Origin of the sequence: Mycolicibacterium tusciae (genome assembly GCF_002086795.1) — a bacterium.
Lineage (GTDB): Bacteria > Actinomycetota > Actinomycetes > Mycobacteriales > Mycobacteriaceae > Mycobacterium > Mycobacterium tusciae.
In genome coordinates, this window is record NZ_MVIM01000007.1 from 122,571 (window position 1) to 139,719 (window position 17,149).

16 protein-coding genes are annotated in these 17,149 nt (G+C 65.8%); 12 read left to right on the top strand and 4 right to left on the bottom strand.

What is annotated here, in order from left to right; genetic code table 11:
* Positions 1-3 precede the first annotated feature (3 nt).
* From BST47_RS14945 to BST47_RS14960, 4 genes are all read left to right on the top strand, one after another.
* Entirely contained in the window at positions 4-1,518 is a 1,515-nt protein-coding gene (locus tag BST47_RS14945; protein ID WP_083126306.1) for an FAD-dependent oxidoreductase, read from the top strand.
* Between the two features lie 65 nt (positions 1,519-1,583).
* Positions 1,584-1,817 carry a DUF7218 family protein gene (locus BST47_RS14950; RefSeq protein WP_083126308.1) on the top strand — a complete coding sequence of 78 codons (234 nt, stop codon included), beginning with the start codon at positions 1,584-1,586 and terminating at the stop codon, positions 1,815-1,817.
* Positions 1,817-2,881, top strand: coding sequence for a M42 family metallopeptidase (locus BST47_RS14955; protein ID WP_083126309.1), 1,065 nt, complete (start codon positions 1,817-1,819; stop codon positions 2,879-2,881). Before BST47_RS14950 ends, BST47_RS14955 begins: the two co-directional genes overlap by 1 nt.
* Positions 2,882-2,951: 70 nt before the next feature.
* A complete protein-coding gene (locus BST47_RS14960; protein WP_234809721.1) occupies positions 2,952-3,629 on the top strand; it encodes a GAF and ANTAR domain-containing protein in 678 nt (225 codons plus the stop codon).
* Here BST47_RS14960 and BST47_RS14965 read toward each other — a convergent pair.
* The 4 genes from BST47_RS14965 to BST47_RS14980 all read right to left on the bottom strand — a co-directional run bounded on the left by BST47_RS14965 (position 3,626) and on the right by BST47_RS14980 (position 7,605).
* Positions 3,626-4,738, bottom strand: coding sequence for a DUF4185 domain-containing protein (locus BST47_RS14965; RefSeq protein ID WP_083126527.1), 1,113 nt, complete (start codon positions 4,736-4,738; stop codon positions 3,626-3,628). The genes BST47_RS14960 and BST47_RS14965 overlap by 4 nt on opposite strands.
* Before the next feature lie 16 nt (positions 4,739-4,754).
* The gene (locus BST47_RS14970; RefSeq protein WP_083126310.1) at positions 4,755-5,789 is read right to left on the bottom strand and encodes an aspartate-semialdehyde dehydrogenase; all 1,035 of its coding nucleotides are present in this window, start codon (positions 5,787-5,789) and stop codon (positions 4,755-4,757) included.
* A complete protein-coding gene (locus BST47_RS14975) occupies positions 5,790-7,055 on the bottom strand; it encodes an aspartate kinase (RefSeq protein WP_083126311.1) in 1,266 nt (421 codons plus the stop codon). It lies immediately after the preceding gene.
* Positions 7,056-7,149: 94 nt separating this feature from the next.
* Positions 7,150-7,605, bottom strand: coding sequence for a hypothetical protein (locus tag BST47_RS14980; RefSeq protein ID WP_083126312.1), 456 nt, complete (start codon positions 7,603-7,605; stop codon positions 7,150-7,152).
* A gap of 138 nt (positions 7,606-7,743) precedes the next feature.
* On the opposite strand from BST47_RS14980, the gene BST47_RS14985 reads away from it, so the two are divergent.
* The 8 genes from BST47_RS14985 (at position 7,744) to leuA (ending at position 17,142) form a co-directional block, all read left to right on the top strand.
* The gene (locus tag BST47_RS14985; protein WP_083126313.1) at positions 7,744-8,997 is read left to right on the top strand and encodes an ammonium transporter; all 1,254 of its coding nucleotides are present in this window, start codon (positions 7,744-7,746) and stop codon (positions 8,995-8,997) included.
* Positions 8,998-9,083: 86 nt separating this feature from the next.
* Complete coding sequence (glnT, locus tag BST47_RS14990; RefSeq protein WP_083126314.1) at positions 9,084-10,397, top strand: type III glutamate--ammonia ligase; 1,314 nt, start codon at positions 9,084-9,086, stop codon at positions 10,395-10,397.
* Between the two features lie 15 nt (positions 10,398-10,412).
* Positions 10,413-11,291 (top strand): class II glutamine amidotransferase domain-containing protein, encoded by an 879-nt coding sequence (locus tag BST47_RS14995; protein ID WP_083126315.1) that lies wholly within the window; start codon positions 10,413-10,415, stop codon positions 11,289-11,291.
* The gene (locus tag BST47_RS15000; RefSeq protein ID WP_083126316.1) at positions 11,279-11,962 is read left to right on the top strand and encodes a GltB/FmdC/FwdC-like GXGXG domain-containing protein; all 684 of its coding nucleotides are present in this window, start codon (positions 11,279-11,281) and stop codon (positions 11,960-11,962) included. Before BST47_RS14995 ends, BST47_RS15000 begins: the two co-directional genes overlap by 13 nt.
* Positions 11,962-13,290, top strand: coding sequence for an FMN-binding glutamate synthase family protein (locus BST47_RS15005; protein ID WP_083126317.1), 1,329 nt, complete (start codon positions 11,962-11,964; stop codon positions 13,288-13,290). Before BST47_RS15000 ends, BST47_RS15005 begins: the two co-directional genes overlap by 1 nt.
* Entirely contained in the window at positions 13,287-14,471 is a 1,185-nt protein-coding gene (locus tag BST47_RS15010) for an NAD(P)/FAD-dependent oxidoreductase (RefSeq protein ID WP_083126318.1), read from the top strand. Before BST47_RS15005 ends, BST47_RS15010 begins: the two co-directional genes overlap by 4 nt.
* Positions 14,472-14,484: 13 nt before the next feature.
* On the top strand, positions 14,485-15,132 hold the full coding sequence (locus BST47_RS15015; protein WP_083126319.1) for a helix-turn-helix domain-containing protein: 648 nt from the start codon (positions 14,485-14,487) through the stop codon (positions 15,130-15,132).
* Between the two features lie 168 nt (positions 15,133-15,300).
* Positions 15,301-17,142, top strand: coding sequence for a 2-isopropylmalate synthase (gene leuA / locus BST47_RS15020; protein ID WP_083126320.1), 1,842 nt, complete (start codon positions 15,301-15,303; stop codon positions 17,140-17,142).
* Positions 17,143-17,149 lie beyond the last annotated feature (7 nt).

The following is a 17,149-nucleotide window of genomic DNA, read 5'->3' on the forward strand; positions in this document are numbered from 1 at the left end:
GCCATGACCTCGCTATGGCTGGCCGACAGGGCCGAATCCGCCGGTACGCCCCGCGACAACGAGATTCTCCGGGATGTGATCGACGTAGTGGTCGTCGGCGCCGGGATCACCGGACTCACCACAGCGGTGCTGCTGGCCAGGGCGGGTAAACGCGTCACCGTCGTCGAAGCCCAGTACGTCGGGGCTGGGGCGACCGGTAACACCACCGGGAAGGTGAGCCTGCTGCAGGGCACCAAACTCTCCCGCATCGCCAAGAAGCACGGCCAAGAGGTGCTGCGGGACTACGTCACCGGAAACACCGAGGGCCGCGACTGGCTACTTCGGTATTGCGAGGAACACGGTCTCGATGTTCAGCGCGAAGACGACTTCGCCTACGCCCAGGCGGCCGACGGCGTCTACACCGCAAGGTCAGTCCTGTCAGCCGCCAGGACAGCCGGACTCGACAGTGCCGAGTGGGTCGAGCAGGCGGATGTTCCGTTCCCATTCCGCGGCGGAGTTCGACTGCCGGACCAGGCGCAGATCGATCCCATGCCGTTCCTCGACAGCCTGGTGACCGAGCTCGAAACCCATGGCGGCACCTTGCTGCAGGGTGTTCGGGTCACTTCGATCTCCGGCAGGGGTCCGCTGCGGGTTTCCGTGCAGCTACCGGAAGCCTCCGAGCAGCAGCAGGTTTCTCTGACGGCACAGCAGGTTGTGCTCGCGACCGGCATCCCGATCTTGGACCGCGGCGGATTCTTCGCCAGGGTGAAGCCCCAGCGCTCCTACTGCCTGGCGTTCGACGTACCCGGCGACATCACCCGGTCCATGTTCATCTCCGTCGACTCGCCCACTCGGTCAGTGCGTTACGCGCCGACGGCCGGGGGAGAAAAGCTCGTCGTCGGAGGCGCTGGGCATACCGTCGGCCGTGCCGATTCAGCAGCGGCCGGTATCGAAGAGCTGACGAAATGGGCCGTCCTGCACTATCCGGGCGCCGTTCGGAGCCACTTCTGGTCCGCCCAGGACTACCATCCGGCTGACGAGCTTCCGTACGTCGGCCCGCTGCTACCTAAGTCCGAAACGCTCTTCGTCGCTACAGGTTTCGACAAGTGGGGCATGTCCAACGGCGTCGCGGCGGCGCTGGCGCTCTCGTCGCAGATGCTCGGCGGCCGGATGGACTGGCGCCGCGCGTTCGCGAGTTGGAGCCCACATGAAGCCGCCGGCCTCGCCACCGCGCTGATGGCGAACCTCGAGGTGGGATTCAACTTGGCCAAGGGCTGGGTGACGCCGATAGTGGCCTCGACGGCCACGCCGAGCGAGGGCGACGGCGTGGTGACCGGACCTCCTTGGCACCTGCGCGCACAGAGCAAGGTCAACGGTGAGACGCACGTTGTCTCCCCGGTGTGTCCGCACCTCGGCGGAATCGTGAGCTGGAACGACGCGGATTGCACCTGGGAGTGCCCGCTGCACGGCTCACGTTTCGCTCCCGACGGCAGCCTGCTCGAGGGCCCCGCGACCAGGTCGCTTACCCGTCACCCCTGAGCTCGTCGCGTGTTTCGCCGTCGCAACAGGGGTACCCGTTCCCCAGCTGTGAAAGGAGTACGACCATGGCGAAGGACCACGGACCCAGCGTCAAGAACGACAAGCAGTACGAGGGCCTACGGAAGAAGGGCATGAGCAAGGGACGCGCGGCGGCGATCTCGAACTCGCCGGGCGCGTCGAGCAAGGGCGGCAAGAGCTCGGGGAGCAGCCAAAGCAGCCGCAGCAGTGGTAGTGGCAGCGGCGGAAACCACTCACAGAAGAAAGCTGCAGGCCGCAAAGGTGGCAAGAAGTCCAGCTAGTGAACCTGGACCGGGAGCTGTTACAAGAGCTGCTGTGGGCGTACGGCCCCTCGGGTCAGGAGGACGCGGTACGCGACATTTGTCTGCGTGAACTGGCTCCATGTGTCGACAAGTCGTGGGTCGACGCGGCCGGCAACGTCGTCGGCCTCATCCGCGGGAGCGTCGCCGCCGAGAGCAACTCGGCTTTGCGGGTGATGGCGCATATGGACGAGCTGTCGATGCTCGTGAAACGCGTTAACCCCGATGGTTCGCTGCATATGTCGCAACTGGGCACGATGTACCCCGCCAACTTCGGACTCGGTCCGGTCGCGATCTTGGGCAATCACCAGACGTTGTGTGGTGTCTTGTCGGTGGGTTCTGAGCACACCACAAAAGAGAGCCCAGGCATCTGGGAGACCAAACCCGACCAGGGCGACAAAGCGCTGGATTGGTCTCACGTCTACGTCTTCACAGGACACACAACCGACGAGTTGTCGGCAGCGGGCGTACAACCTGGAACGCGGGTGTGCATCGAAAGCAGCAAGCGGACGTTGGTAGAAGTCGGCGCCGACTATCTCGGTTCGTACTTCATGGACGATCGCGCGCCGGCCACCGCGTTGTTGCAGGCGGCGCGAGCGCTTCGAGCGGACGGCCGACAACCGGCCGAAGACGTCTACCTGGTCTTCACGTCGAGCGAGGAGATCGGCGGCGTTGGCGGATCGTATGCCAGCCACTCGCTCCCCGGTGGCGTCACCGTGGCGCTCGAAGTGGGTCCGACCGAAGCGGAATACCGCACGACCGTCAGCGGTGGACCCATTGTGGCCTACAGCGACGCCGAGTGTGTCTACGACAAGGGCCTCGCCGACGAACTGATGAACATCGCTGCGGGACTCGGACTCTCACCGCAGCCTGCGGTGCTCGGAGCATTCGAGTCCGACGCGTCTCATGCGAAGGCGACCGGGCTGTCACCGAAAGCCGGGCTGCTGTGTGTGCCGACTTTGAGTACCCACGGTTACGAAGTCATCGCACGCGACGCCATCCCGGCACTTGTCGACGTAGTGGTCGAATTCGTCGCGCGAGTGTGACAAATTTCGTGGAATGGATAGCCTCGAACCGGGGTACAGAAAATCCATGCACCGAGAATCCAGCCACGTCTTGGCGCAGACGCTGGGAGACCTGGCCGTCGAGATGCAGGCCAAGGCGGACAGCCAAGACACTCTGCAGACCATTGTCAACGCGGCCGCGGACATCGTTCCGGGCGCGCGGTGGGCGGGCATCTCCCTCCTCGACGGCGAGCGCGTGGTCGTCAAAGTGCCGACCGATCCGATCGTCGCCAAGCTGGAAGATCTGCAAGTGGAGTTGGGCGACGGCCCCTGCCTCACGGCCCTGAGAGATCAGCAGACCGTGCGCATCGAAGATACAAAATCCGATACCCGATGGCCTCAATTCGCAGATCAGGCAGTGGAACTGGGCGTGCGAAGCGTGCTGTCCTTTCAGCTGTTCGTGCGGCGCGGCAAGCTCGGCGCCCTCAACATGTACGGCACTGAGGCCGGTGTGTTCGGCGACGATTCGGTGGAGACCGGAATGATCCTGGCTCAGCACGCCGCCGTCGCGATGGCGGGCTCGGCGGCCGCGGTCCAATTCCAGACCGGACTTGCCAGCCGCGACATCATCGGGCAGGCCAAGGGGCTGCTCATGCAGCGCGACAACCTCACCGGGGTGCAGGCCTTCGCCATGCTGACCCGCGCCTCACAGGAGACCAACATGAAGCTCGCAGACGTGGCCCGCTGGCTGGTCTCCGAGCACGAGGAGGGCTTGTCACGGCTCGATTAGGGCTTGAACGGGTTCACCGCGAATTGGATGACCCGGTACGGCGTCCCGCCGCGGGCGGTGGTGTTCCACTGGCTGACGAACACCCTCAGTTCGTCCAGGGTGGAACCGGGTGAAATGTATCCGCCGTAGGGTTGTGCCAGTCGGTTGTTCTCCGGCGGCCCAAGGTGTTCCACCGGATCCGGCCATTCCGTGGCCACGACGACCGTCGTCACCGGGGCTGTCCCCAAACCGGTCGGGTCATGGGCGACCCGCACCTCCATGTTCCCGGTGGTCGCGTTGAAGTACGACAGCACCGTCTGGCCGTCGATCTGGCGGATGCTCATCTCACCGACCATGTCCGGCCACAACGGAGTTGGCGGATGCCCCCAGCCCAGTTCCGCCGACCAGCCCTGCCAGCTGGATCGATCGGTGAAGGTCTTGGGTTGCGCGCGATACAACACCAACGGTCCGGTGCGGTCGAAGTTGTTGGCGACGATGTACACCCAGCCGCTCTCGGAGTCCGGCCGAGGGATCGGGTCGTAATAGCCGCTGATCTGTGACTGCCACGAGTTCTCATAGGTGGCGTCGCGGACCGAACCCGGAACTGTCCGCCAGTTACTCTGTGCGGCATCGGCTTTCACCAGCCGCGAAGTCAGCGGGTTGAGATCGCGCACGGTGGTCACCAACAGGTAGTTCTCGCGGTTGATCTGCACCACCCCGGCGGGTAGCTGCGAGGTCCCCGGCTCGGTGGGATCGCCCAGCAGCGGCTTGTCGATACCCCTCACCGCGTCGTAGCGCACGCCGTTGGGGTCGTCGATCGAATCGGATTCGACGTGCAGTGCGATCGGCGAATACCACCCGCCGAAGCCGACCGCCTGGCCGGCGAAACTGTCACCGCAGACCTGGAGGATGCCGCTGGGAAACTCCATGAACTCGCAGAGGTCGGTGGCGCCGATACCGTAATCCCTTGTCGGCGTGCCCGTCCCGGCCGTCGGGGCGATCCGGATCACCTGACCGGGCGCCAGGGGATGCAGGATGGGGTCGGGTACGGGTGCAGGTGGATCGGCATGGGCCGGAAGCGCCGAAATGGCATTCCAGCAGAGAAATGCCGAGAGGAGGCCTGCTGGAATGCAATTTCGGCGCAAATCAGAGCTCGGCGGCCAGTAGCTCGGCGATCTGAATGGTGTTCAGCGCCGCACCTTTTCGCAGGTTGTCACCCGACAGGAACAAGGCCAACCCGCGGCCCTCCGGCACACCGGGATCCTGGCGGATACGGCCGACCAACGTCTCGTCGATGCCGGCGGCCGCCAGTGGGGTGGGCACATCCACCAGCTTCACACCGGCGGCGGAGGCCAGCAGTTCGGTGGCGCGCGCGACGGAAAGCGGCTCGGCGAACTCGGCGTTGATCGACAGCGAATGGCCCGTGTACACCGGAACCCGCACACACGTACCGCTCACCAACAGGTCCGGGATGCCGAGGATCTTGCGGCTCTCGTTGCGCAGCTTCTGATCCTCGTCGGTCTCACCGGAGCCGTCGTCGACGTAGGAGCCGGCCAGCGGCACTACGTTGAACGCGATCGGCGCGACGTACTTCGCCGGCGCCGGGAAGTCGAGCGCGCCGCCATCGGCCACCAGCTCCCTGCTGTTGGCGACGACCGCGCTCGCCTGCGAGTGCAATTCGTCCACGCCCGCGATCCCGCTGCCCGACACCGCCTGGTACGTCGACGCGATCATGCGCACCAGAGAAGCCTCGTCGTGCAGCACCTTCAGCACCGGCATCGCGGCCATCGTCGTGCAGTTCGGGTTGGCGATGATGCCCTTCGGACGGTTACCCGCATCGCGCTTGAAGTTGACCTCGCTGACGACCAGCGGGACGTCGGGGTCCTTGCGCCATGCCGAGGAGTTGTCGATGACGACGGCGCCCGCCTCCGCGAACCGCGGGGCCTGCACCCGCGACATCGTCGCGCCCGCCGAGAACAGCGCGATGTCCAGCCCGGCGGGATCTGCGGTCTCGGCGTCCTCGACCTCGATCTCCTGGCCGCGGAACGGCAGCTTCTTGCCCCGGGAACGCGACGACGCGAAGAACCGCACGCTGGCGGCGGGAAAGTCGCGCTCCTCCAGCAGCGTGCGCATCACCTGGCCGACCTGGCCGGTCGCGCCGACTACACCTACGTTGACCATCTAACGTCCCGTTCCCGCGTAGACGACGGCTTCGGTGTCGCCACCGAGCCCGAACGCCTCGTGCAGCGCAAGGACCGCCTTGTCCAGCTCAGTGTCCTTGACCAGCACCGAGATTCGAATCTCGGAGGTGGAGATGAGGTCGATGTTCACCCCGACCTCGGCGAGCGCCTCGCAGAACTTCGCGGTGACGCCCGGGTGGCTGCGCATGCCCGCGCCGACGAGCGACACCTTGCCGATGTGGTCGTCGTAGAGCACCTTGGAGAACCCGATCTCGTCCTGCAGGGCCGTCAGCTTTTCCACCGCCCCCGGCCCACTCTCACGCGAGCAGGTGAACGTGATGTCGGTCTTACCGTCCTCCACCTTGGAGATGTTCTGCAGCACCATGTCGATGTTCACGTCGGCGTCGGCGACCGCGCGGAACACCTTGGCGGCGTAGCCGGGAACGTCGGGCAGGGCCACGACGGTGACCTTGGCCTCGCTGCGGTCATGCGCGACTCCGGTCAGGATGGCGTCTTCCATCGGGATGTCCTCCATCGATCCTTTGACGAGAGTGCCCGGCTTGTCCGTGTACGACGAGCGGACGTGAATCGGAACGTCGTAGCGACGCGCGTATTCCACGCATCGCAGCATCAGCACCTTGGCGCCGCAGGCGGCCATCTCGAGCATCTCCTCGAAGCTCACGGTATCGAGGTGCCTGGCGTTGGGCACGATACGTGGGTCCGCGGTGAAGATGCCGTCGACGTCGGTGTAGATCTCGCACACGTCGGCGTTCAGCGCCGCGGCGAGCGCGACGGCGGTGGTGTCCGATCCACCGCGGCCGAGGGTGGTGACGTCCTTGCTGTCCTGGCTGACCCCCTGGAATCCGGCGACCAGGACGATCAGACCCTGGTCGAGCGCTTCCCGGAGACGGCCGGGGGTGACGTCGATGATCTTGGCGTTGCCGTGAGTGCCGGTGGTGATCACGCCGGCCTGCGATCCGGTGAACGACCGCGCCTGCGCACCGAGCGAGTCGATGGCCATCGCGACCAGGGCGTTCGAGATCCGCTCACCCGAGGTCAGCAGCATGTCCATCTCGCGCGCCGGCGGGGCAGGTGAGACCTGACGGGCCAGATCAAGCAGGTCGTCGGTGGTGTCGCCCATCGCCGACACCACGACGACGACGTCGTGACCTGCCTTCTTGGTCTCGACGATGCGCTCGGCGACGCGGCGGATCCGCTCGGCGTCCGATACCGAGGATCCGCCGTACTTCTGTACGACGAGCGCCACTGGGTATGCCTTTCAGGTGGTTGGGACCGCGGTCATGGGTCCAGCACAATCCCAACAAGGATAAGGGTTTGACGCACCCCATTTTGTCCGCCGGTCAGCTGCAGGCGTCCGCCAGTTGGCCGAGTCCGTCCCCGATGCGCTTGTTCAGAAGCGTCATCTCGAAGAACGAGGACGGTGGGGGTGTGCCGGGAGCGTGATTCTCCACCTCGGCCCGCGCCCGCGGCAGCATGGCGACGAATTTGGAGGCCGCATCGGCGACCTGCACGGCCGTGGTCGCGAGGTTGGGATCGTTGATCTCCTGCGCGCGCTGAGCCAGGCCGTCGGCCCACTGTTGGTACGCGGCGTCCTCGGCCACCGTCGGTACAGCCGGGTCGCTGTCGGATTCCTTCGAGGCGATCAGCTCGCCCTGTGACTTGTTGTAGTCGAGGAAGGCCTGCACGGGCTTGCACTCCTCGGACGGTCCCGAGAAGAAGATATTCGAAACCACGAACGCGATCGCGGCAATGACGACGACGACTATGGCGAGCCACCAGCGTCGGTCGAGTCTCATTGCTGAAACTCTAGCGACCCGCCGACTATTAACGCGCAGGCAACATCACGAGCTGATCCACGTAACAGAAACATCGGTTACTGGCAGTGAACGGCCCGGTGGCGGGCCGCATCACTTCAGGAGATCTAAATGGACGTAGTGGACACGGGCACCACAGCATTCATGCTGTGTTGCATCATCGGCTTGACGCTGATGATTCCAGGCCTGGCGCTGTTCTACGGCGGCATGGTGTCGGTCAAGAGCTCGACGAACATGATGATGATGACCTTCGGCGCGGTCGCCATCGTCGGTGTCCTCTGGGTTCTCTTCGGCTTCTCGATGGTTTTCGGCACCTCCTACGGCGGATTCCTCGGCAGCATCACCGAGTTCGCCGGAATGAAGGACCTGCTGGAATCGCAGACGACCATCTCCGGTCTGCCGATCAGTTTGTTCGCCCTGTTCCAAGCGCTGTTCGCTGCCATCACCGTGGCACTGATCTCCGGTGCGGTGGCCGACCGGATGAAGTTCGGCGCCTGGATGCTCTTCGCGTCCGTCTGGGCCGTGCTGGTGTACTTCCCGGTCGCGCACTGGGTATTCGCGTTCGACGGCGTCGTGACCGAGGATTCGGTCGGCGGGTGGATCGCCAACCAACTCAAGGCGATTGACTTCGCCGGCGGTACCGCCGTCCACATCAATGCCGGCGCGGCGGCGCTGGCAGTTGCCATCGTGCTCGGGAAGTCCGCGATGTTCGGTCAGCTGCGCAAGCCGCACAACGTCCCGCTGACCCTGCTCGGCGCCGGCCTGCTGTGGGCCGGTTGGTACGCGTTCAACGGCGGCTCCGCACTGGCCGCGGGCAACTCGGCCGCCATCGTCATGGTGACCACATTCGTCGCCACCTGCGCGTCCACCCTGGCCTGGATCGCCGTGGAGAAGTTCAAGGACGGCCACGTCACCGGCGTCGGCGCCGCCTCCGGCGCCATCACCGGACTCGTGGCGATCACCCCCGCTTGCGGGGCCGTGACGCCGGTCGGCGCGATCATCCTCGGCGCGATCGCGGGTGCCATCTGTGTCTACGCCGTCGGCCTGAAGTCGAAGTTCGGCTACGACGACAGCCTCGACGTCGTCGGCGTGCACCTCGTCGGCGGTGTGATCGGCACGTTGCTGATCGGCCTGCTCGCCAGCGAGTCCATGCCCAATGCGACGAACGGCCTGTTCTACGGCGGCGGCTTCGACCAGCTGTGGAAGCAGGCCGTCGCGGCGGGAGCGGTGATGGTCTACTCCTTCGCCGTCGCGTTCGCGATCGCTTTTGCCATCAAGAAGACGATGGGCATTCGCATCTCGCCCGACGAAGAAGAAGAGGGCATCGACACGAAGTTCCACCGCGAGTCCTCGTACGACATGCAACCGGTCTGACCTGTAAGCCGACCGGCGCGGGCACACGCCCGCGCCGGTTGACTTTCGGCATCGTGTTTCCTGACAAGAGACGAGGTTTCCTCACAATGTCCAACGATCTGGCGTCTCTGGCCGAGGCATCCGGGACAAAGTTCATCCTCGCGCTGTTCGTCGACTTGCGAGGTAAGCCGTGCGCAAAGCTGGTGCCGGTCGAGGCGGTCGATCTGCTCGCCACCGAGGGCGTCGGATTCGCCGGATATGCCGTCGGCGCCATCGGCCAAGAGCCCAAAGACCCTGACCTGATGGCCATTCCAGATCCTGACTCGTTCACGCCGATCCCGTTCCTCAAGGCGGGACTGGCGATCGTGCACTGCGACCCGCATGTCAACGGCGAACCGTGGCCCTTCGCGCCGCGCGTCATTCTCAAGGCGATGATCGCGCAGGCATCCGACGCGGGCTTCGAGCCGTGGGTCGGCGCGGAAGTCGAATACTTCCTGTTGCGTCGCGGCGCCGACGGCGCACTGTCCACCGCCGACACCGACGACACCGCCGCCCAACCCTGTTACGACGCACGCGGCGTCACCCGGATGTACGACCACCTCACCGCGATCTCGACGGCGATGAACAGCCTCGGCTGGTTCAACTACGCCAACGACCACGAGGACGGCAACGGCCAGTTCGAGCAGAACTTCCAGTTCGCCGACGCGCTGACCACTGCTGACCGTGTCGTCACGCTGCGCTATCTGCTGTCGATGATCGCCGCCGAGCGGGGCATGGTGGCCACCTTCATGCCCAAACCATTCGCCGACCGCACGGGAAGTGGTCTACACCTTCACCTTTCGCTGACCACCGGCGGCACTCCGGTATTCCCCGCCGGTACGGGCTTGCCCGACGAGCGAGGGCTCGGCCTGTCGGATACCGCCTATTCGTTCATCGGCGGCATCCTCGAACACGCCTGCGCGCTGCAGGCCGTCGTCGCGCCAACAGTCAACTCTTACAAGCGGACCCGGGCGACGTCGACGGCATCCGGCGCTGCGTGGTCACCCAACACCCCCAGCTACGGCGGCAACGACCGGACGCATTACATCCGCGTGCCCGACGACCAGCGCGTCGAGCTGCGCGGTGGCGACGGGTCGGCGAACCCATACCTGGCCATCGCGGCCGCCCTCGGTGCGGGTATCGACGGCATCAAGCGCAGTACCGATCCCGGTGGTGTTGGCTCCCAGGGTCGTTCGGCGCTGCCGCCGACGCTGTTGCACGCTGTCGACGAACTCGAGGGCGACCCGGTGATCACCGGTGTGCTCGATGCTGCCGGTGACGGGGTGGCCTCCTACTTCGCGAGCATCAAGCGTGACGAGTTCTTCGCCTACCACAGCGCCGTGACACCGTGGGAAATCGACCACTACCTCACCGCCTTCTGAGCGAAAGGATTTCCGATGTGCGGCATTGTGGGCCTGCACTTGCGCAACCCCGACCTGCATCCCCAACTCGGCGAACTGGTGACCGGCATGTTGTGCGAGATGGGCGATCGCGGTAGCGACTCGGCCGGCGTCGCGGTGTACGGAGATCCGACGTGGTCTCCGCCCGGTCACGGCTGCGTGTCACTGCTCGAGGTCGACGCGAGCCCGGACGAGGTCGCCGAGACGCTCGGCGTTTCGGTCACACAGCTCGACGAGACGTATCTCCTCACCGCACAGACCTCGTCGGAGGACATCTTGGCCGCCGCCAAGTCGGCGTATCCCGACGCTCTCGTCGCCGGATTCGGCGCCGACCTCGCGGTGCTCAAAGGCGTCGGCCATCCGCGGGTACTGACCGAACGCTGGGGGCTCGCCAAGGCGCAGGGCTGGCAGGGCGTCGGGCACACCAGAATGGCGACCGAGTCGGCGGTGACGCCCGCAGGGTGCCATCCGTACGCGGTGGGCCCCGAACAGTGCATGGTGCACAACGGATCATTCGCCAACCACGCCACCATTCGCCGCGAGTTACGTGCAGCCGGAGTGTCATTCGACAGCGACAACGACACCGAGGTGGGTGCGCGCTTCATCGCCGATCAGCTGGCCAACGGCCGGGACGTCGAGGGGGCGTTGAAGGATCTCTGCGCGGTGTTCGACGGCTTCTACACACTGCTGGTGTCCAACAGGGACTCGTTCGCCGTGGTCCGCGACGCCATCGCCTGTAAGCCCGCTGTCATCGCCGAAACCGATGACTGGGTCGCCATGGGCAGCGAATACCGCGCTCTGGCAGGCCTTCCCGGTGTGGAGACGGCGAAGATCTGGGAGCCCGAGCCGGAAGTGGTCTACGCATGGAGACGGTGATCGCGTATGACCTGGCCACCACCGGACTGCGCGAAGTCAACGCCGCTCTGCACGCCCCCGGCTTGTCGGGTGACTATGTCATCGCCCACCCCGACGGCGCACACAACGTCGCGGTCGGCTTGAACGCGCCGATACGGGTGACCATCGCGGGTCACGTCGGCTACTACGCCGCGGGCATGAACCAGCAGGCCCACGTCACGATCGACGGCAACGCCGGCACCGGCGTCGCCGAGAACATGATGAGCGGCACCGTCTGGGTCAAGGGCAGTGCATCCCAGTCCGCCGGTGCCACTGCGCACGGTGGCCTCCTGGTCATCGAGGGCAAAGCGGCTGCCCGGTGCGGCATTTCGATGAAAGGTGTTGACATCGTGGTTGGCGGCGACGTCGGGCATATGAGCGCCTTCATGGCGCAGGCGGGCAGGCTCGTGGTGCGCGGCGACGCCGGTGAGGCACTCGGGGACTCGATCTATGAGGCACGCATCTACGTCCGCGGCGACGTCGCATCGCTGGGCGCGGATTGCGTCGTCAAAGAGATGGGTCCCGAACACCATTCAGAGCTTGAATCGCTCTTGTCAGCGGCAGGTTTCACAGACGATACCGCCGCCTACACGCGCTACGGTTCGGCGCGGTCGCTATACCACTTCCACGTCGACAACGCCACGGCCTACTGATGAGCCACACCGCCGATGACCGCGCCAGGCTGGGCCTGCGCGAGTCCGCGACCTTCGACCGGTCGACGATCGCCGCCATCCACCGTGCCGCCGAGACCGGCATCTACGACATCCGCGGTTGGGGCGCCAAACGTCGGCTGCCGCATTTCGACGACCTGCTGTTCCTCGGGGCGTCGATGTCCCGCTACCCGCTGGAGGGCTACCGCGAACGGTGTGACACCGACGTTGTGCTCGGTGACGGCTGCGCCAAGTTCCCACTGCACCTCGACATTCCGACCACCATCGCGGGCATGTCCTTCGGAGCACTGTCCGGTCCGGCGAAGGAGGCGCTCGGGCGCGGTGCCAGCGAGGTCGGCACCTCCACCACGACCGGCGACGGCGGGATGACGCCCGAGGAGCGGACGCAGAGCAAATCCCTTGTTTACCAATATCTTCCGTCCCGATACGGCATGAACCCCGACGACCTTCGCAAGGCCGATGCGATCGAGGTCGTTCTCGGTCAGGGCGCCAAGCCTGGTGGCGGTGGCATGCTGCTCGGACAGAAGATCTCGCCGCGCGTCGCGGCCATGCGCACCCTGCCCGAGGGCATCGACCAGCGCTCGGCGTGCCGCCATCCCGACTGGACCGGTCCCGACGACCTGACGATCAAAATCAACGAGCTACGGGAGATCACCGACTGGGAGAAGCCGATTTACGTGAAGGTCGGCGCCACCCGCGTGTACTACGACGTGAAGCTGGCGGTGCACGCGGGCGCCGACGTCATCGTTGTCGACGGTATGCAGGGCGGCACGGCGGCGACCCAGGACGTGTTCATCGAACACGTCGGCATCCCGACGCTGGCGGCTGTTCCGCAGGCGGTGCAGGCGCTGCAGGAGCTCGGGGTGCATCGCAAAGTGCAGTTGATCGTGTCTGGCGGTATCCGCACCGGCGCCGACGTGGCCAAAGCGCTTGCGCTGGGGGCCGACGCCGTCGCTATCGGCACCGCGGCACTGATCGCACTCGGTGACAACCACCCCCGCTACGCCGCCGATTACGAAAAGCTCGGCAGCGCAGCGGGATTCTTCGACGACTTCCAGGACGGCACCGACCCCGCGGGTATCAGCACGCAGGATCCAGAGCTGGCATCCAGGTTCGACCCTGTCGAGGGTGGCCGACGGCTGGCCAACTACCTGCGCGTGCTGACCATGGAGGCCCAGACCATTGCGCGTGCGTGCGGAAAGTCCCACGTCTGCCACCTCGAACCCGAGGACCTCGTCGCCGTCACCATCGAGGCGGCGGCGATGGCCCGCGTTCCCTTGGCCGGTACCGAATGGATTCCCGGCCAATGAGCACCGCGGATGTGGTGATCGTCGGCGGCGGCATCGAGGGTGCCGCAGCGGCCTGGGCGCTGTCACAGCGTGGCGTCACCAATGTCGTTGTGGCCGAACGCAGTACCGTCGGCGCCGGGATGACCGGCAAGTCCAGCGGCATCGTGCGCTGCCACTATGGCGTCAGCTCGCTGGCGGCGATGGCCTCCGTCGGGCTGGAGGTCTTCGAGAAGTCGCACGAGATCTTCGGCACCGACATCGGATTCCGGCAGACCGGCTACGTCGTCGGCGTCGGCGATCCAGACACCGACTCGCTGCGCAAGAGCCTTGCCGCGCAGCGAGCAGTGGGCGTTCAGACCGAGGAGATCGGCGCAGCCGATGTCGCCCGGCTGTGGCCACACGCGGATCTGACGCCGTTCGGGGCATTCGCGTGGGAGGCACGCGGTGGCTACGGCGACGCGTACCAGACAGCGCAGGCGTTCGCGGCGTCGGCGCGCGCGGCCGGGGTGCGGATTCTCCAAGGCGCCAACGTCACCGGATTGCTGACCGCCGGTGACAGAGTCACGGGTGTTCGGTTGGCCGACGGATCGGAGATCTCTACGGACGCCGTCGTGGTGGCCACCGGCGTCTGGACGCCGGCCCTTCTGTCGCCGCACGGCATCGACGTGCCCATTCGCGTCGTCCGCGAACAGCTCGTGACCATCGCGCCCGGCGTCGAGATCGGCAGCGTGCCCGTGTTCTCCGATCTGGTGTCACTGCAGTACATTCGCCCGGAACTCGGCGGTGAGCTGCTGTTCGGCAACAGTGATCTGTCCGACGTCGAGGACGCGAACCCCGACGACTACCTCAACCGCGCCACCGAGGCCTTCGTCGAGGACACCGTCGAGCGCGTTCAAACCAGATTCCCCGGCTTCACCGATGCGGCGATCACCGGCAGCTACGCCGGCTGCTACGACGTGACCCCGGATTGGAACCCGGTCATCAGCAAGACGGGGGTGGAAGGGCTCGTCGTCGCCGCAGGGTTCAGCGGTCACGGGTTCAAGATCGCACCAGCGGTGGGACGGTTGATCGCCGATCTCGTCGTTGACGGCCGCAGCGCCGATCCCCGCATTCCCGACAGCGACTTCCGGCTGTCCCGGTTCGGCGAGGCCGACCTACTCACGAGCCCGTATCCGTATTCCGGTGCCGGACAGATGCGTTGACTCCTGGCTGAACATGTCTGACATCCCGCTGCTCCGCAACAGGTCCGGCACGGCTCGCGACCGCGACCCGCACGCGCCGGTGGCAGAGCTCGAGCTGGAGGCCGCCATCGGGCGCAACGTCCGCCAACTCCGCCTGCAGCAGGGCCTCACGGTGGCCGAAATGGCCACTCAAGTCGGCATTTCGAAGGCGATGATGTCGAAGATCGAGAATGCCCAGACGTCGTGCAGCCTGAGCACCCTGGCGCTGCTGGCCAATGGTTTCGACATACCCGTCACCAGTCTGTTCCGGGGCGCGGACGTCGAGCGTCCTGCCTCATTCGTCAGCGCGGGCACGGGAGCACGCATCGTTCGCAACGGCACCAAGGAAGGCCACGAGTACCAGCTGTTGGGCTCGCTACGCGGTGAACACAAGCGCCTCGAGTGTCTGCACGTCACCCTGTCGGCGAAAAGTCAGACCTATCCCCTGTTTCAGCACCCCGGCACGGAGTTCATCTTCGTGCTCGAAGGGGTGATGGATTACAGCCACAGCCGCACGGTGTACCGGCTGAACCCGGGCGACTCGCTGCAGTTCGACGGCGAAGGTGCACACGGCCCGGTGGATCTGGTCGAGTTGCCGATCCGTTTCCTCTCGGTGATCGCGTTCCCCGATTCCCAGGTTTAGTCGCCGGCGACCTGCATTTTGTGGCGTGGCTGGGTGGGGAGTATGGTGACCAACGTGCAGCGGGTGCTCCTTCTCGGCAGCCGCGACGGGGTCTGATCAGACCGGCTTCCCGTCGCGGGTGTTCGCGATGCGCCGGTCGTGAGTCCATCGACAACCCGGAGCCATATCGTGACCACTTTCTCAAGACCCGCACCAGATTCTCCTGACGCCTTCGCGTCCGTACGTGCCCTGACCACGCCGTCGGGCCCACCGAACCCCGGCCAGCCCGCCTGGAACACCCAGCGTGGCTCGTCGATGCCCGTCGGCCGGTACCGCCCCTTCGCTGAAGAAGTGCCCGGCGGAGTCCCGACCGGGGGTACAGCGTCGGTTCCGTTCGATCGCACCTGGCCCGACAAGATCGTCGACCGCGCACCGATGTGGTGTGCCGTCGACCTGCGGGACGGCAACCAGGCCCTGATCGATCCGATGAGCCCGCAGCGCAAGCGCCGCATGTTCGACCTGCTGGTGCGGATGGGCTACAAGGAGATCGAGGTCGGATTCCCGTCGGCCAGTCAGACCGACTTCGACTTCGTCCGCGAGATCATCGCTGAGGGGGCGATCCCGGACGACGTCACCATCCAGGTCCTCACCCAGTGCCGGCCGGAGCTGATCACGCGGACCTTCGAGGCGTGCGAGGGTGCGCCCAGGGCGATCGTGCACTTCTACAACTCGACGTCGATCCTGCAGCGACGCGTCGTGTTCCGCGCCGACCGGGAAGCGGTCAAGTCGATCGCGACCGACGGCCCACGACTGTGCGTCGAGGAGGCCAAGAAGTACCCCGGCACTCTCTGGCGTTACGAGTACAGCCCGGAGTCCTACACCGGTACCGAGCTGGAGTACGCCGTCGACGTGTGCAACGCCGTCGCCGACATCATCAAGCCCACCCCCGACGTGCCGCTGATCGTGAACCTGCCCGCGACCGTCGAGATGGCCACCCCGAACGTGTACGCCGACTCGATCGAGTGGATGAACAGGCACCTGTCCCCGCGCGACTCCATCATCCTGAGCCTCCACCCGCACAACGACCGCGGAACCGCCGTCGCCGCAGCCGAATTGGGGTACCAAGCCGGCGCCGACCGGATCGAGGGTTGCCTGTTCGGCAACGGTGAGCGCACCGGCAACGTCTGCCTCGTCACGCTGGGCCTGAACCTGTTCTCCCGTGGCATCGACCCGCAGATCGACTTCTCGAACATCGACGAGATCCGCCGCACGGTCGAGTACTGCAACCAGCTGCCGGTGCACGAGCGCCACCCCTATGGCGGCGATCTCGTGTACACCGCCTTCTCCGGCAGCCATCAGGACGCGATCAACAAGGGTCTGGATGCCATGAAGGTGGCGGCCGACGAGCAGGACGCCGATGTCGATGACATCCTGTGGCAGGTTCCCTATCTGCCGATCGATCCGCGCGATGTCGGCCGCACCTATGAGGCTGTGATCCGGGTGAATTCGCAGTCCGGCAAGGGCGGCGTGGCCTACATCATGAAGGCCGACCACGGTCTGGCCCTGCCCCGGCGACTGCAGATCGAGTTCTCCCAGGCGATTCAGAAGATCACCGACGGCGAGGGCGGCGAGGTCTCGCCGAAGGAGATGTGGGACGTCTTCGCCGAGGAATACCTGAGCCCGCGCAACCCGCTCGAACGCATCCGGCAGAAGGTCATCGCCTCCGAGCTCGACGGTGGCACCGACACCATCGAGGCGGTGGTGAAGGTCGACGGTGTGGAACGCGAGATCGTCGGCGCGGGCAACGGTCCGCTCGCCGCGTTCGTGGATGCGTTGGGCGCCATCGGTTTCGACGTATCCGTACTGGACTATTCCGAGCACGCTCTCTCGGCGGGTGAGGAAGCCCAGGCCGCGGCATACGTTGAGGCTTCGATCGGCGGCAAGACCGTGTGGGGTGTCGGCATCGCGACGTCCATCACGACCGCGTCGCTGCGCGCAGTGGTGTCGGCGGTCAACCGCGCGACTCGCTGAGCTCTTC

Coding starts and splice junctions, on each gene's coding strand:
- BST47_RS14970 (WP_083126310.1), bottom strand. CDS start 5,789: ATGGTCAACGTAGGTGTAGTCGGCGCGACCGGCCAGGTCGGCCAGGTG.
- BST47_RS15000 (WP_083126316.1), top strand. CDS start 11,279: ATGGAGACGGTGATCGCGTATGACCTGGCCACCACCGGACTGCGCGAA.
- BST47_RS14945 (WP_083126306.1), top strand. CDS start 4: ATGACCTCGCTATGGCTGGCCGACAGGGCCGAATCCGCCGGTACGCCC.
- BST47_RS14995 (WP_083126315.1), top strand. CDS start 10,413: ATGTGCGGCATTGTGGGCCTGCACTTGCGCAACCCCGACCTGCATCCC.
- BST47_RS15005 (WP_083126317.1), top strand. CDS start 11,962: ATGAGCCACACCGCCGATGACCGCGCCAGGCTGGGCCTGCGCGAGTCC.
- BST47_RS15015 (WP_083126319.1), top strand. CDS start 14,485: ATGTCTGACATCCCGCTGCTCCGCAACAGGTCCGGCACGGCTCGCGAC.
- BST47_RS14980 (WP_083126312.1), bottom strand. CDS start 7,605: ATGAGACTCGACCGACGCTGGTGGCTCGCCATAGTCGTCGTCGTCATT.
- BST47_RS14950 (WP_083126308.1), top strand. CDS start 1,584: ATGGCGAAGGACCACGGACCCAGCGTCAAGAACGACAAGCAGTACGAG.
- BST47_RS15010 (WP_083126318.1), top strand. CDS start 13,287: ATGAGCACCGCGGATGTGGTGATCGTCGGCGGCGGCATCGAGGGTGCC.
- glnT (WP_083126314.1), top strand. CDS start 9,084: ATGTCCAACGATCTGGCGTCTCTGGCCGAGGCATCCGGGACAAAGTTC.